The sequence below is a fragment of the Microbispora bryophytorum genome (assembly GCF_043197435.1).
GTDB lineage: Bacteria > Actinomycetota > Actinomycetes > Streptosporangiales > Streptosporangiaceae > Microbispora > Microbispora bryophytorum.
This window is the reverse complement of record NZ_JBICTF010000015.1, coordinates 107,210-122,425: the sequence shown is the minus strand read 5'-3', so window position 1 is coordinate 122,425 and position 15,216 is coordinate 107,210. Positions and strand designations below refer to the sequence as shown.

General features: G+C 67.3%; 10 protein-coding genes and 1 pseudogene. 3 read left to right on the top strand and 8 right to left on the bottom strand.

Annotated elements, in window-relative coordinates; all coding sequences use genetic code 11:
- Positions 1 to 58 precede the first annotated feature (58 nt).
- From ACGFIB_RS35475 to ACGFIB_RS35455, 5 genes are read right to left on the bottom strand one after another with little or no spacing between them, the layout of a single operon-like run.
- Positions 59 to 3,334, bottom strand: a complete 3,276-nt coding sequence (locus tag ACGFIB_RS35475) for a type I restriction endonuclease subunit R (RefSeq protein WP_393377776.1) — start codon at positions 3,332 to 3,334, stop codon at positions 59 to 61.
- Positions 3,331 to 4,542 carry a restriction endonuclease subunit S gene (locus tag ACGFIB_RS35470; protein WP_393377775.1) on the bottom strand — a complete coding sequence of 404 codons (1,212 nt, stop codon included), beginning with the start codon at positions 4,540 to 4,542 and terminating at the stop codon, positions 3,331 to 3,333. Before ACGFIB_RS35470 ends, ACGFIB_RS35475 begins: the two co-directional genes overlap by 4 nt.
- The gene (locus ACGFIB_RS35465) at positions 4,539 to 5,600 is read right to left on the bottom strand and encodes a virulence RhuM family protein (RefSeq protein ID WP_393377772.1); all 1,062 of its coding nucleotides are present in this window, start codon (positions 5,598 to 5,600) and stop codon (positions 4,539 to 4,541) included. The genes ACGFIB_RS35470 and ACGFIB_RS35465 overlap by 4 nt, the downstream gene beginning before the upstream one ends.
- Positions 5,593 to 7,209, bottom strand: a complete 1,617-nt coding sequence (locus tag ACGFIB_RS35460; protein WP_393377770.1) for a class I SAM-dependent DNA methyltransferase — start codon at positions 7,207 to 7,209, stop codon at positions 5,593 to 5,595. Before ACGFIB_RS35460 ends, ACGFIB_RS35465 begins: the two co-directional genes overlap by 8 nt.
- Before the next feature lie 17 nt (positions 7,210 to 7,226).
- Positions 7,227 to 9,356, bottom strand: coding sequence for a hypothetical protein (locus tag ACGFIB_RS35455; RefSeq protein WP_393377767.1), 2,130 nt, complete (start codon positions 9,354 to 9,356; stop codon positions 7,227 to 7,229).
- A gap of 422 nt (positions 9,357 to 9,778) precedes the next feature.
- Between ACGFIB_RS35455 and ACGFIB_RS35450 the strand changes: the two genes are divergently transcribed.
- The 3 genes from ACGFIB_RS35450 to rmuC all read left to right on the top strand — a co-directional run bounded on the left by ACGFIB_RS35450 (position 9,779) and on the right by rmuC (position 12,950).
- A complete protein-coding gene (locus ACGFIB_RS35450) occupies positions 9,779 to 10,213 on the top strand; it encodes a hypothetical protein (protein WP_393377764.1) in 435 nt (144 codons plus the stop codon).
- 7 nt (positions 10,214 to 10,220) lie between these two features.
- Positions 10,221 to 11,027: a hypothetical protein gene (locus ACGFIB_RS35445; protein WP_393377761.1), complete on the top strand. Its 807-nt coding sequence runs from the start codon at positions 10,221 to 10,223 to the stop codon at positions 11,025 to 11,027.
- Positions 11,028 to 11,306: 279 nt separating this feature from the next.
- Entirely contained in the window at positions 11,307 to 12,950 is a 1,644-nt protein-coding gene (gene rmuC / locus ACGFIB_RS35440; protein ID WP_393377759.1) for a DNA recombination protein RmuC, read from the top strand.
- A gap of 363 nt (positions 12,951 to 13,313) precedes the next feature.
- Here the strand turns inward: rmuC and ACGFIB_RS35435 are convergent.
- The 3 genes and pseudogenes from ACGFIB_RS35435 to ACGFIB_RS35425 form a co-directional block, all read right to left on the bottom strand.
- Positions 13,314 to 13,433: pseudogene (locus ACGFIB_RS35435) on the bottom strand (HAD family hydrolase); the annotation flags it as partial.
- The gene (locus ACGFIB_RS35430) at positions 13,375 to 14,031 is read right to left on the bottom strand and encodes an HAD family hydrolase (protein WP_393377757.1); all 657 of its coding nucleotides are present in this window, start codon (positions 14,029 to 14,031) and stop codon (positions 13,375 to 13,377) included. The pseudogene ACGFIB_RS35435 and the gene ACGFIB_RS35430, both read right to left, overlap by 59 nt.
- 100 nt (positions 14,032 to 14,131) lie before the next feature.
- The gene (locus ACGFIB_RS35425; RefSeq protein WP_393377754.1) at positions 14,132 to 15,133 is read right to left on the bottom strand and encodes a quinone oxidoreductase family protein; all 1,002 of its coding nucleotides are present in this window, start codon (positions 15,131 to 15,133) and stop codon (positions 14,132 to 14,134) included.
- Between the last annotated feature and the right edge of the window lie 83 nt (positions 15,134 to 15,216).

Below are 15,216 nucleotides of genomic sequence, written 5' to 3'. Positions count from 1 at the left end.
GTCGGCCTGCAGCACGAGCCGGGGAGGAACGGTTCGCTACAAACTCGGACGGGTTCTGTCAGTCGACCGTGCCGTCCTTGGACCAGACGTCGGCGAAGTGCTCCATCTGCTGGAGGACCAGCTCGATGGCCTTGACCTCCTGATCCGGTGGGTAGTCGTAGCGGGCAAGAAGGCGCTTGATGGTGGCGCGCAGCCGGGCGCGTACCGGCTCTCGGGAGATCCAGTCCTTCTTGAGGTTCTTCCGCACCTGAAAGACCAGGTCACGGGCGATGCCTGCGAGGACATCGTCTCCCATCACCTCGCGGGCCGTGCCGTGGTCGGCGACCGCGTCGTAGAACGCGAGCTCCTGCCAGTCCAGGGGCGGCGTGAACTGCTCGCCGCGCTTGGGGTCGTTCGCGATCTCCTTTGCCAGCTCGACCAGCTTGGCGATGATCTCGGCGCTGGTGAGCTGCTCACGCATGTACCGGATCATGAGGTCCTGCAGACGCTCGGAGAACGTTGTCCGGCGTACGACGTTGTGCCGGGTGACCTCGCGCATCTTGCGCTCGATGAGCCGGCGCAGCGCCTCGGCGGCCAGGTGAGGCGTTTCGCTGTTGGTCAGCCTGGCGATGAGTGCGTCGTTGAGGTGGGTCAGGTCGGCGGTTTCCAGACCCGCTTCGGCGAACAGGTCGGTGATCCCGCTCGTCTCCACGACCGTGGACGTCAGCTGCGCGAGATACAGCTCGATGTCGCGAGCGACGGGCAGGCCCCTCGCCTCGCGATCCATCGCGTCCAGCTTCGCCATGTAGGCCCGGACCTCGACGAAGAACTGGATGTCGCGCCGCCAGGTCGCCGGGTGGTCGGGGAACCGCTCGCCGATGTTGGCCGACGTCGCGGTGAGCGCGTAGAAGCGCTCCAGCCGGTGCGCGTGGTCGCGGAATCGGCGGCCGAGGGTCTGACTGGGGTCGTCGAGCTTCTCGGGATTGTTGCCGGGGGTCTTGGTGTCCCGCAGGTAGTTCGCGGTGCGCAACGCGGCATCGATGAAGGACGTACGGCTGGGCCTGGCCAGCAGGCCACGCCAGTCGAAACCGCGCAGGATCCCCTCGATGATGTCGAACTCGTTGCGCAGCTCGTCCAGGGCCCGGTCGATGTCCTGGCCCAGCGTCTGGTCCTGCCGGTCGGCCGCGGAGTACTCCGCGATCGCCTTCTGCAGGTTCTCGGTGAGTGGGGCATATCCGACCAGCAGCCCGTCTTCCTTGCCGCGGAAGCGGCGGTTGACGCGGGCGAGGGCCTGCATGAGGTTGGCGCCCCGGAGCGGGCGGTCGAGGTACATCGTGTGGATCGGCGGCGCGTCGAAGCCGGTCAGCAGCATGTTGTTGACGATGAGCAACTCCAACTCGTCGTCGGGGTCCTTGGCCCGGTTGATGACGGCCTTGCGCTGGGAGTCGCTCAGCGCGTGAACACGCAGATGCTCGGGGTCCTTCCGTGAATTCGACGAGAACACGATCTTCATCGCGCCCTTGGTGGGATCGTCGTTGTGCCACTCCGGGCGCAGTTCGCGCAGCGCGTCGTAAACGCGGACACAGATCTCGCGGGTCGCGCACACGATCATCGCCTTGCCGGCCGCGCCGCCCTTCTCCGAGACGCCCACGAACGGCTTCATCCGCTCGCGCCGGTCCTCCCAATGGATGACCAGGTCGGAGGTGAGGTCGCGGATGCGGGCCGGCGCGCCGTACATCGCGTTCATGGTGGCGACGGCCTGTTCGATGCGGCGTCGCTCGGTGTCGTCGAGACCTTCGGTGATCCGGTCGGCCTCTTCGTCAATCTCTGTGGCGTCGACGTCTTGGTCCAGGACGAGCTCGACGACGCGGCTCTCGTGATAGACCTTCACGGTCGCGCCGTCGTCGGCGGCCCGCTTGAGGTCGTAGACGTCGATGTAACCCGCGTAGGCGCCCTTGTCGCCGAATACCTCCCTGGTGTTGCGGTCGGCTTCAGAGATCGGGGTGCCGGTGAAGGCGAGCAGGGTGGCGTGAGGCAGGGCGTCGCGCAGGTGGCGCGCGTAGCCGTCGAGGGCGTCGTAGTGGCTGCGGTGCGCCTCGTCGACCACGACGACGATGTTGCGCCGGTCGGACAGGAGCGGATGGTCGGTGCCCGACTCCTTCTCCTCCTTGGTCCGGCCGAACTTCTGCAGCGTGGTGAACAGGATGCCGCCGGTCCGCTTGGCGGCCAGCTCCTCGCGCAGCTCGGCACGGGTGAGGATCTGCCGGGGTTTCTCGGGCAGGACCTCGCTCTCCAGGAATGTGGAGTAGAGCTGGTCGTCGAGGTCGTTGCGGTCGGTGATGACGATGATCGTCGGGTTGAGCATCGCCGGGTCACGCATGACCAGATTGCTGGTCAGCACCATCTCCTCGGACTTGCCCGAGCCCTGAGTGTGCCAGACCACCCCGGCTCTGCCGTCGGTCGCCGCGGCTTCCCGCACGGCCTCCGCCGCGCGGTTGACCGCGAAGTACTGGTGCGGCTTGGCGATCCGCTTCGTCTTCTTCGACGGCACGAAGTTGATGAACGAACTGATCAGCTTGAGAAATCGGTCCTGCGTGAACAGGCCGTGCAGGGCGAGGTTCTGCGCTGCCTCCGACAGGCCCGCGCCGTCCAGCGACTCGACCGGCTCCCCGGCCTCGTCCACGTTCCACGGTGCGAAGTGCTCGAACGGAGTGAACGGCGTGCCGTACTTCGCGGTGACACCGTCGGAGAGCAGGACAACGGCGTTGAAACGGAATGCGGTCGGGAACTCCGCGACGTACCACCCGATCTGGGCGTGCGCGTCCTCCAGCGTCGCGTTCTCGTCGCCGGCGCGCTTGATCTCCAGTACGGCCAGGGGCAGGCCGTTGACGTAGAGGACGAGGTCGAAGCGACGATTCTTCTCGCCCTGGATGACGGTGACCTGCCGGGCCGCACGGTAGGTGTTCGCAGATGGGTCGGTCAGGTCGATCAACCGGACCGTCGGGTTGTGCTCGGCGCCGAAGTCGTCCGTGTACGTTACCGAGCGGATGCCGGCGGTCAGGTAGCCGTGCGCGGTCCGGTTCTCCTCATAGGCGTCGCTTGACCTCGCCCGCGCCGCCTCCTCTACCGCCTTGCGTACGGCGTCGGGCGGCAGTTCAGGGTTGAGCCGCTCGATCGCCTCCTTAAGGTCCGAGTAGAGGATGAGGTCGTCCCAGGATTTGCGGTGCCCGGAACCAGGAGCCAGCTCATTTCCGCTGGCAGGCAGCCAAGCCAGCTCGGCGAGCTCCTCTAGAGCGAGGAGCTCCCAGTCGACCTCTAAGGGACGAAATCGGGGGTGTTCGGGGGGAGGGGTCATGTTGCGTCCTCGACAATCTTCTCCGCGTCCTTGACACGGAGCCGACCGGACATGAGCTGAGGCAGAAGGGCGTCACGGAGGGTGGCGAGCGCAGCGGATTCGGCAATCGCATGATCTGCCCGCTCCTCAAGCGAGTCGAGCTTCTTGCGTAGCTCGCGCTGCTGCGCGGGGCTGGGCAGAGTGATTTCCAGGGCTCCCAATTGACCGCGGCTGAGCTCAGTTTGCCCGGTGCTGCCTTCGCCCAAGGCCTCAATCTCAGGCTGTGCCTGCAGCATGGCGAATCCTGCGCAGATGGGATCCACCTTGCTGGCATCGAAACGGACGATGGTGATATGCGAGTCGACAGTCGCATCGATCCCGCGGGTCCATCGGGCGACCCTGCCGAGAGTTCCCACACCCGTGGAGTTCACCAGGACGTCATTGGGAAGAAGTAGCTTCGGAGCTTTGACCTTTTCCCGAAGCGTCAGCCGTGAGGGCTCGAGATTTACTCGTCCGCCGCGGACGCACTTCTGGTTGAGTACGATGAGGTCATCTGGCGACTCCGAATACTTCGGAGCAACTCCGCGAGTCAACGTGCTGGCGACAGATTCCACAGGTGCTTCGAAAGGGTCCTCGCCGAGGAGTGCCTGGGCGAACAAAATCAAGCCTAGTTCGCGAGACGTGGCCGCGATGCGCTCGTTGACGGCAATCTTGTCGTCCAGCGCTCCAAGGAGATCAGCTATTCCAGCCTGTTGCTTGAGAGGGGGAATCCTGATAGATAGTGACTGAACATCTGACAGGCTTAGAAAATCAGCCATGTCAGTCTGACTCTTGAGGGGGTTGGCCTGAGTCCAGAACTCAGCGCTCTTGAACCAGTAGTAAAGGTACCTTGGTCGCAGCGGGCCGTTCATGGCTGGCCGAAAATAGTACAGCTGCGGGCTGTATGCAAATATTGGGCCATCGGCCGGCATTATGGCCACTCGCCCAACGGTTCCTTTGATAGTGAGGACGACGTCGCCCGGTTTGGAGACTTTTGATGCCGTTGCCGGTGGATGATTTCCCGGCGCATAGTTCTGGGGTGATGGTCCAATCTTGCCATCCAGGACGTCAGCAACCCTCAGGATAGGGAGATTCGAACTGACGGAGCGAGGCCGCCCAGCGCCGATCTCTAGCAGGTTGTCGCCAACTAATTCGGAAAATGTAGCCGTGCGTGAGCGCGACTCGGTCATTGGCCCTCCTCCAAGTCTTCCGCGGCTGCTTCAAGTTCGCCGAGCGCGTCGAGTTGACCCTCGCCTCGGGCGATCTCCCGCATTTCACTCACGGCCTCGGCGTCGGCCCGAGCGGCTTCCAGGGCCTGTCGCTGAGTGTCGAAGTCACTGAAGCGGTCGTGACAGATGGCCTCGGCTGCCTCGCGGGAGACTTTCCCGGCTCCGGGCAGGACCTTCATGTCGTTCATGGTGATGAAGTTGTCAGTGGCCGTCACCCACTGAGCCATGGTGATCTGCTGACGTCGGCGCGCCCGCAACTCCGCGAAGTCGAGGAACTGGGTGGTCAGCATGTTGAGCATACTGATCTCATCGGAGTCCAGGTAGTTCTTGGCCACGGTCACGTCCGCCTTGCGAACCCGCGCGCCTTTCCAGGTCCTCAGGCCCATGTTCGGCTTGGCGGGGTCGGCCCGGGCAATGATCAATTCGGCAGCGCTCTGGCCTGCCACCGCGTAGATCAGTTTATTCTGAATGGTCGCGAAGAAGGAACGGGCAGTCTCGGATCCGGAGTCGTAGTCCGCGCTGGTGGTCACGAACACGTCGCGGACCTTCTGATAGAAGCGCTTCTCCGAGGCTCGGATCTCACGGATCCGCTCTAGCAGCTCGTCGAAGTAGTCGAACCCGCCCGGGTCCTTGAGTCGCTCGTCGTTGAGGACGAATCCCTTGACCAGATATTCACGCAGGGTCGTGTTGGCCCACTGGCGGAACTGGATGCCGCGCGGCGAGCGCACCCGATAGCCGACAGCGAGGATCATGTCGAGGTTGTAGACAAGAACTTCCCGACGGACCCGCCGTGTGCCTTCCTGACGAACTATTTCCTGAGAGGAAATAGTTGCCTTGGGCAGCTCGCCGTCGTCGAGAATCGACGTGATGTGCTTGTTGATACTCGGGATTCCTGTGTCGAACAGCTCGGCCATCTGCGCCTGGGTCAGCCATACCGTGCCGTCCACGGCGCGCATCTGGATCTGGTTGCGTCCGTCCTCGGTTCTGTAGAGGACCAGTTCGCCGGAAGGCTCAGCCATCGATCCTCCGAAGCTGCTTACGGACGGTCCTAGCAAGATCGTCGGACTTGTCAAAGAGGGCGAACAGCTCTGCCGTCAGTGCCGCAATCTTCCCCGTGACCGCCTCGGCGTTTTCTTCCTCGGCCTCGGCCGCGCCGACGTACCGGCCCGGAGTGAGCACGTAGCCGTGCGAGCGAACGGTCTCCTTGTCGGCCGAGAAACAGAAGCCCGGCTCGTCGGCGTACGCGAGGCCCGCCTCGCGAGCCGAGGCGGTGCCCCGCCAGGCGTGGTAGGCGCCTGCGATCTTGCTGATGTCGGCCTCGGTCAGGATGCGCTCGGTGCGGTCGACCATCTCGCCCATGCCGCGGGCGTCGATGAAGAGGATCTCGCCGCGCCGGTCCGTCAGCCGCTTGCCGCCCTGCGGCGTCTTGTCCTTGGCGAGGAACCACAGGCAGGCCGGGATCTGCGTGGTACGGAAGAGCTGCGACGGCAGCGCGATCATGCAGGCCACCAGGTCCGCTTCCACGAGGGCCTGCCGAATCTCGCCCTCGCCGCTCTGCTGGGAGCTCATCGAGCCGTTGGCCAGGACCACGCCAGCCGTGCCGCGCTCGCCCAGTTTGCTGATGATGTGCTGGAGCCAGGCGTAGTTGGCGTTACTCTTGGGCGGCACGCCGTACTTCCACCGGGGGTCACTCTCGTTGCGCGGCCACTCCTTGATGTTGAACGGCGGGTTGGCGAGGACGAAGTCGGCCTTGAGGTCGGGGTGCTTGTCGTCGTCGAAAGTGTTGCCCCAGCGGGCGGCGAGGTTGCCGTCGATGCCATTGATCGCGAGGTTCATCTTGGCCAACCGCCAGGTGCGCTCGTTGAGTTCCTGGCCGTGCACATAGATGTCCGACTTGTGGCCTGCGTGTGCCTCGATGAACTTGCCGGCCTGGACGAACATGCCACCCGAGCCGCAGCACGGGTCGTAAACCCGCCCTTCGTACGGCTCCAGCACCTCCACGAGCAGTTGGACGACGCAGCGTGGGGTGTAGAACTCTCCGCCCTTCTTGCCCTCGGCTCGGGCGAAGTTGCCGAGGAAATACTCGTAGACCTCGCCCAGCACGTCCTGTGCCAGCTTGTCGCCGTTGCCGGAGAAGCGGGCGTCGCTGATGAGGTCCACCAGCCCGCCGAGAACCTTCTGGTCCACCCGGTCCTGATTGAAGATCTTCGGCAGGACGCCGGTCAGCGCGGCGTTCTCCCGCATGATTTCATCCATTGCGTTGTCCAGCAGGCGGCCCACGCCCTGGCTCTTGGCGTGCGCGGCGATCCACGACCAGCGCGCCTCCTCGGGGACCCAGAAGACGTTGTGGCCTGCGTATTCGTCCCTGTCCTCCAGGAACTCCTCGAGCCGCTCCTCGGCGATGCCCTCCTCGGCCAGTTCCTTGGCCAGCTCGGTGCGGCGCTCCTCGAAGGCGTCGGAGACGTACTTGAGGAAGATCAGGCCGAGGACGAACTCCTTGTACTGGGCCGCGTCCAGGGAGCCGCGGAGCCTGTCGGCCGTCTTCCAGAGGATGTCGCGGATCTCCTTGGCGCTGGAGGCGTTGAACAGCTCCGCCTGGGCGCCGGCGGATTTCTTCGCAGGGGGCATCGGGGTGGCCTTCTCCTTCAAACGGTGTGGGGTGTGGGCAGGAGCGTGAGGGTGCCGTCGGCGAGACCGGCGGCGGTGAGCCGGTTCAGATCCTCCAGCGCGGTGATCCCCGCCCGGAGAAGTGCGTCGCGCCGTTCGATTTCGGCGAGAAGAGCGTCATATCGTTCCGCCTCATCCGGGGTGAGATCAGGGATGAGCAGGTCTTCGAGCCGCCAGGAGGCTCGTACGGCTCCGTTGACGCGGCCGTGCTCGGCGGCCGCGGCGCGCAGCAGGGCCGCCAGTACCCGGGGACGTACCGGGCGTTCGGCGTCGGGCCGTGCCCGCAGGACACGCGCCGGGTAGGCGACCACGCTGAGCCCTTCCTCGTCGACGTGCACCCCGAACTCGGGGTTCATCGTGACGATGACGTCTCCGGGGCGCGTGAGGTTTGCATGATCGTAGGCAGCCGTGAACAACAGGGGGTCGATGCGCCGAGCGCCGACAGACGCGGCACCGAGGACCTCGGCCGAGCCCAGGACGGCGTAGCCGCCGTCGGAGATGATGTGCTCGTCCTTGATGCGGTGACCGGGCAGGCGGCGAAGACGGCGGTCTTGCAGCATGCGCCCGACCGTCGTGCGCCGCACAGGCCGATCCTCCGATCGCAGAACGGCGTGCGTGCGCAGCACGGCGTGGCCGTTGAGACTGGAGAGCTCCTGGCGGACCTGCTCGACCAGCTCGCTGAGCCGGATCTCCAGCCGGGAGATGCGTTCGGGCCGTTCCATGACGGCGCGGGTGTAACGGGTCTCGTGCGGCCGGTGCTGTGGGGTGAAGGCAGTGCCGGGCCGGTCGTCGAGCACCTTGGCCGGCAGGATCACCGCATGCCGCGGCGTGTGACGGCGGTCGTCCTGCCAGCCCGCCGACCGGAAAATGTGCACGTCTTCGACGAGCGCGTCGAGAGCCTGCTCGGTGAGTGACCGGGCGGAGAGGTCCGCGAGCAGGACCAGGCCGTGACGCTCCCGCTCGGGTGTGCGGGTGAGCACCCATATGGCGGTGCGGTAGCCCGGGCGGTACGGGAACGCGCCTTCGGGGAGGCTGACCGCCGTCTTGAGCAGGCCCTCGGTGAGGAAGGATCGGCGAAGCCGGTCGGCGTCACCATGCGGCGGGAGCGGGCGGACCAGAACATCGGCCGGGCCGAGCACGACCGCGGTGCTGCCGGCGTCGAGCAGGTCGGTGAGTGCCTGAATGCGCTCGAGGACGGTCAGTGCGTTGCGAGTCTCGCCGGGCTCGTACGGCAGTGCGCAGAGCACGACATCCGGGTCGCCCCAGTCGTCGAGGGAAAGCTCCGGGCCCACGGTCACGTCCAGCTTGAACTCGTAGACTTCGCGCGCGAGCATCCGGCGACGTACCAGGCGGACGAAGTCCGGATCGGGGTCGGCGGCGAGGTAGGTGTGGCCGGCGTCGGGGGCGGCCTGTGCGTGCATGGCGGCCAGCAGATCACCGCTGCGGGCATACGGCGTGGCGATAGTCGCACCGTCGTCTACCTCGGCGATCCCGCAGAGCCGGGCGAGCGCGCGGGTCAGCACAGGCGCGGGCTCGTCGGCGATCAACTCCTGGGCTTCCAGGCGGCGGCGTGCGTCCAGCACCCAGTCGAAGGCTTCGGCCGGCGTGTAGGCGGCCTCGACCAGCTCGTCGGCGAGCGCCGCCAGAGCCGTACCGGCGCCCTCCGCGCCGGGCGCCATGTTCGGTTCGGCGAGTGCGCGCAGTTCGGCGAGGAGGAACGTGTCTTCGGTGTCGAGACGGGCGGCCCGACGAAGGAGAGACGGCCAGTCGTAGCCGCCGAGCGGTGCGTCTTGCTGCTGCCGCAGGCAGATGAGCGCGGTGAGCCCGTTCAGCAGGACGCGGGCGGGCAAACGGCCGCGCCAGCCCGCCAGAGTGTGCAGCGCCAGTTCGGCGCGGAGCTTCCGGGGATCCGCGTTGCCGCGTCCGGTGGCCAGTAACCAGGCGATCACCTCCCGTCCGTCGAAGAGGGGGCGCCCGCTCTCCTGCGTGATCGGCTCGGGAAACGTGTCGTGGTGCCGACGAGCCCACGTGGTAGGCACAGGTCGCTGCACTTCAGCCAGTGCCGCGATCTCAGCGTAGGAGATCGGCCAGCGGGCGTCCTCGGGCATCGTCGCCACCTCCTTCCGATCTGCGCACCTGCATCAGTACGGCCGATCAGTGATCGACGTGATCGGTACCTTAGCGGCAAAGTAGATGTCGTGGCCATGAAGATCTGATAACGAGGGTTATCAAGCATTCTTCGACCAGTCATCCAAAGCTTCTGACACTGTCCTCCACGGCGCTCCACCGAGCTCAGCGGGTCCCGAGAGCTGTTGGACCGCCTCCCCCCGAACGCGAGAGGACCACGACCATGTCTCACCCTGGCCCCAACCCGCCCTTCGGCTCACAGCCCGGTCAGCCGTATCAGCCACACCCCCCTCTGCATCCGGGGCGGCAGATGTCAGGCGGCCACGGGCCCGGCGGATGGCCCCCCGCGCCGGCGCACGCTCCCCAGCCTCCGCGGAGCGGAAGGCGCTGGCTGTCGTACGGCGTGACGGCGTTGGTCGCCCTGGTCATCGGCGTCGCCATCGGCGCCGGCGGCAGCGGTGCGGAGACGAGGAGCGTCGCCGGGCCGCAACCCACCGTCACGGTGACCGAAGAGGCCGAGCCCGCACCCACCGTCACCATCACGGAGACGGTCACCTCGGAAGCCGAGCAGCCACAGGAGACGGAAGACAGCGGCCCCACGACGACCATGGCAGGCGACGGCCAGTACCTGGTCGGCGAGGACATCAAGCCCGGCACGTACAAGACGGCGGGCACGGACGGCGGCTTCGCCTGCTACTGGGCGCGGCTGAGGAACGCGACGGGCGAGTTCAGCGCGATCATCGCCAACGACAACATCACTGGTCCGGCGCGCGTCACTCTCAAGAAGGGCGAGTACTTCGAGACCAAGCGGTGTCAGCCCTGGAAGCGCGTCGGGTGATCGCTCGATGACGGACATCCCCTCCCGCTCGGTCCGCCCGGCCCCAGAGCCGCCGATGCGCAGGTGCACGCGCTACCGTCGGGACGGCAGCAAGTGCCCTGAGACCACCACGTACGCCGACGGATGGTGCCGTTCCGATGGTTGCGACGGCTTTAGCCGCCCGGACGCCGTGTGGGCCTCGGAGGGGGAGCGGCCGGCCGAGGCACCGCAGAAGATACTGCGTCTCAAGCAGGTCGTGCCGCTGTCAGCCGTCCCGTTCGACCCCGACGACGCCTACACGGTCCAGGTGTCCCGTGCCGCCATCCGTTCGTTCCTCGCCGCACACGGCGGTCGCCCTGCCGAGGCCGAGGCACAGATCCGATCGCTGCTGGAGGACCTGCTGCTCGGCACTCCCCAAACCAAAGCCTCCCGCAGCAACAACGGGTCATGGATGCTGGTGACCAGCAAGCCCTTCGGGTACGGCCTCGTCCTGGCGCACGACCACAACGTAGTCGTGCACTACTCCACGCTGCACCGGGAACGGACCTGCGCCCAAGCCCGCGCAGGCGTCACCTCCCGCATCGAGGGCAGGACCCCCGACGGCAAGAGGAAGTACAGCCCCGGCGCCCGGGCGAAACTGAGGGGGTACCGATACGCCGTTCGCTGGGTCCACCAGGCCGACGCGCGCGAGGTCATCGAGGAGGAGTTAGCCGCCGAGGAGGACCCGCGCGTGCGGGCCGCTTTCGACCGCTACCGCCCTGAGATCGAGGCCAAGCGAAGCCGCGCAGGAGATCGACCGACGGACGAGGCTTCCGGAGACGTGACCACCGAGTGACGGACCATGCCCCTGGTGTATGAGGAACGGCGGCCTGTCCAGCCCCACCACATCGTCGAGGCACTGCCCTGAGGTGCTCGCGAATTTCCTTTATAAGAGTGTATCGAATGGTGATAACTGGGGTTATCACCGTTACAAGAATGAATGAGTCCATTGAGGGCTTACGGTTTGTTCCGCCGGGGCCGCGCTCTTCTCGTGACGGCCACTTTCCCGGTGACCGCGACTTCCCCCTTGCGGGTCCTGAGTGGATCCGCGCGGCACACCACAAGGAGCTTCCCCATGTTTTTGTCGATCCTGCTTGCGTTCGCCTGCGCCGCGATCGCCTACCTCGTCGCGCGCAGCCGTACCGCTGCCGAACGCGCCGACCTGAAGGTCGCCCAGGAGCAGCATCGTCAGGCCCAGGTGCAGGTGAACGACCTTCGCTCGGAGCGTGACAAGGCGCAGGAGCGCGCCGCCGACCTCGACCGGGAGCACACCGCCACGCTTACGGAGCTCAAGACGCTCGGTGAGGACTTCGTCGGGCTGCAGGCCAAGCTGGAGACGGCCGGTACGGAGCTGCGTCGTTACCAGGCCGAGGCCGAGAGGCTGAAGGTGTCCCTGGATGCCGAGCGGGAGCGGTTCGCTGAGAGCGACCGCCGGTTCCGCGAAGCTCAGCTGGCGGTCGCCGCGCTGGAGGCCAAGGAGACCGAGCTTCGCGACGAGATTCGACAGCTCAGGGAGCAGCTCAGCGAGCTCTCAGCGCAGAAGCAGGGCCTCCAGGAGCAGGCCGCCCGGCTGGAAGCGGTGCGTAAGGAGCTCGACGAGACCCGGGAGCAGAACAACCGCCTACTGGAGGAGACGCTCCGGGCCACCGCGGCAGACATGCTCAAGCAGTCCCGGGACGAACTGGTGGCGCGGGCGGAGGCCTCGCTCGGTGCGGTCAACAAGCCCGTCAAGGAACAGCTCACGCTGATGGACCAGCAGCTCAAGGACTTCAGCGCGACCCGCGCTGCCGCTGAGGCCAGGCTCGACCAGCAGCTGGTGAATCTGACCGAGGAAGGAATCCGCACGCGCCAGGAGACCCGCAAGCTGGTTGAGGCACTGAAGAAGCCGCAGGTCCGGGGGCAGTGGGGAGAGATGCACCTCAAGCGCGCCGCCGAACTGGCCGGCCTCGTCGAACATTGCGACTTCGACCTTCAGGTCCACATCGTCGACGAGGACACCACGCTGCGGCCCGACATGCTGATCCACCTGTCCGGCGGCAAGCACGTCATCGTTGACGCCAAGGTCCCGATGGACGCGTTTATGCGGGCGATCGAAGCGCCCGACGAGGCCGAGGCGATCAAGCACTGGGCGGACCATGCGCGGCAGCTGCGCAAGCACGTGGACATTCTCGGCAGCAAGGAGTACTTCCGCGCCGTCGCCTCACCGGAGTTCGTCGTGCTGTTCGTGCCGAGCGACGCCTTCCTCCAGCCCGCGCTGGATCACGACCCGGCCCTGCTGGAGTACGCCGTCAACAAGCAGGTCCTGATCGTGACGCCGACCTCGCTGATCGCCATGCTGCGCACGGTCGCCTACGCCTGGACCCAGGCCGTGCTGCAGGACAATATGAAGCAGGTCTACGAGCTCGGCCGTGAGCTCTATGAGCGGCTGTCGGTTATGGGCGGTCACCTCGACAAGCTCGGCAAGGCGCTCGACCGGTCGGTCAAGGCGTACAACGAGACGGTGGGTTCGATCGAGGGCCGGGTCATGGTCACCGCCCGCAAGTTCCACACACTCAAGCTCGTCGAGACCCAGCTGCGGGAACTTCATGCGGTCGAGCAGACGACTCGCCCTCTCGGCAACCCGGAACTGATCGAGTCCGCGGTGGCCGAGCGGTCCGTCCGCGCCCTCCCGGTACCCACGGCCGACGGCGACCCCGATGTGAATACCGCTGCGGGCTGATCCATAGCAGGCAGCGCGGAGTCGCGATCGGGGGTGAGCTGCGGGACGTCGCTCCCACGCAGGCGCGGGGCCGACTCGTATGCCGCCCGGACCCACTGGACAGACCCGGGAGCATCCCCGCAAGCGCGGGGCCGACGGATCCTCATGGACCTCCATCACGCGCCGCTCGGGAGCATCCCCGCGGGCGCGGGGCCGACAGCGCCGGATGGCACGAGCTGCTGGGCGGCCTGGGAACATCCCCGCGGGCGCGGGGCCGACGATGACGTCACCTCCGGAAACGGCGTAGTAGGAGAACAGCCGCTCCAGGACGACCGCGACGCCGTCTTCATCGTTCGACAGGGTGCGGCGCTCGACGGCGGCCAGCACGAGGCGGTGGGCGTTGGCCATGGCATACCCGGTGCCCGCGAACGTGAGGACCGCCAGGTCATTCGGCATGTCGCCAAACGCGACCACCTCGGCGGGATCCACCCCCAGCTCCTGGCAGAGCAGGGCGAACGTACCCGCCTTGGTCACGCCGGGGGCGCTGATCTCCACGAGGCCGTGCACGCCCGTGTGGGTGATCTCCGCCTGCCCCTCGACGACGGGAAGCGCCATCGCGAGCATGCCGTCGGCCGTGTGCTCGGTCTGAGAGGGCGAGCAGCTTGACGAAGGGCTGGTCCTCGTCGCAGATGGCATCTACCTCCTGTATGAAGGCCGCGTCGTGGACGTCGGGCCAGGTGTAGCCCCCTTCGACCAGCACCTTCCTGCCCGTCTCCGCTGCGAACGCCACCCCCGGCACGGCCTCGGCGAGGGCGGCGGTGAGCTTCCTGATCGTGGCCGGAGCGAGGGCGTAGCTAGCGGTGAAACGATGGGTGGCGAGGTCGCACACGATAGCGCCGTTGCTGCAGATCACCGTGCCTGTGACGCCGGCCTGCTCGGCGATCGGGACGACGCTGCGCGGCGGTCTCGCGGTCACGAACACGATCTGCGCGCCAGCATCACTGGCCAGTCGAAGGGCCTGCTGGGTGCGTGCGGATACGGAGCCGAGGGAGTTGAGAAGAGTACCGTCAAGGTCGGTTGCGACGATGCGGGGAAAAGTCACACCAGGATTGTCACATCGCGACGACAGGCCCGGCAGAACGCCGCACTGAGGACTGGGCCGGGCACGTCCTGGTCGGCCCGACGGCCCACCTCAAACCGACTCACGCATCACCAAGGACTTCGATACAGGGTTCTAGCCTAGGAGCCGCGCCGGGGATCAGGACGATCCTGCCGGAGGCGGCGCCGGCCGCCTGACGGAGCCAGGCGGCGCCGGCGTCCTCCAGCGAAACCGTCTCGCAGGCGACGGCCAGCCGCCCGAGCGCCGCCTGCTCGGCGACGAAGACGATCGAGGCGGCCCGCTGCTCGGCGGTCAGTTCGTTGTTGGTGTATCCCAGCAGCCGCAGCGACCTGCCGCGCAGCGTGGAGGACTCGATCGGGCAGGTCTCGTCCGCCGAGGAACCGAGGTTGACCCACCGGCCTCCCCGGCGCAGGGCACGGGCCGCGGCGGCGGCCGCCGGGCCGAAGAGCGGGTCGAGCACCAGGTCGGCGGGTCCGTCGCAGGCCTCGGCGAGGCGGGCGGCCAGCGTGGCGACGTCGCCGGTGTCGAGCGCCACCACGGCGTCAGCGCCCGCCTGCCGGGCGCGGTCGCGGGCGGCGGGGGAGCGGGCGCCCGCGACGACCCTGCGGGCGCCGGCGATGCGCGCGATCCGTACGGCGGCCTGCCCGACGACGCCGCCCGCGCCGAGCACCACCACCTGCTCGCCGGGGACGAGTTCGCCGCGCCAGGTCAGCGCCATGTGCGCGGCGACGGCCGAGAGCCCGAGCGCGGCCACCGCGACCGGATCGGCCCCGGCGGGCAGTTCGACGAGGTCGTCCGCAGGCACCGCCGCGAACTGCGCCATGCTGCCGTCACCCGGGGCCATTCCGGCCGAGGTCGCGAACCACACCGGCCGCCCGTTCGCGACGCCGGCTCCCTGCACGCCCGGCACGTACGGCGTGCGCGGCCTGCCGAAGTAGGACGTGCCGGTCGCGCACAGCAGGTCGAGCGGCGTGACGGGCGCGGCGCCGACCTCGACCAGCGTCTCGCCGGGCCCGGCGACGGGCACGGGCAGGTCGGCCACCAGCGGCGGCCTGCCGGGTTCCACGATCTGCGCCGCCCGCATGTTCCACCTCTTCTCCCGGACACCGCACATGGTCATCGGCGACGGCCGCCGGGCACGCCCCGCACGGCGTGCCCGGCGCCTGC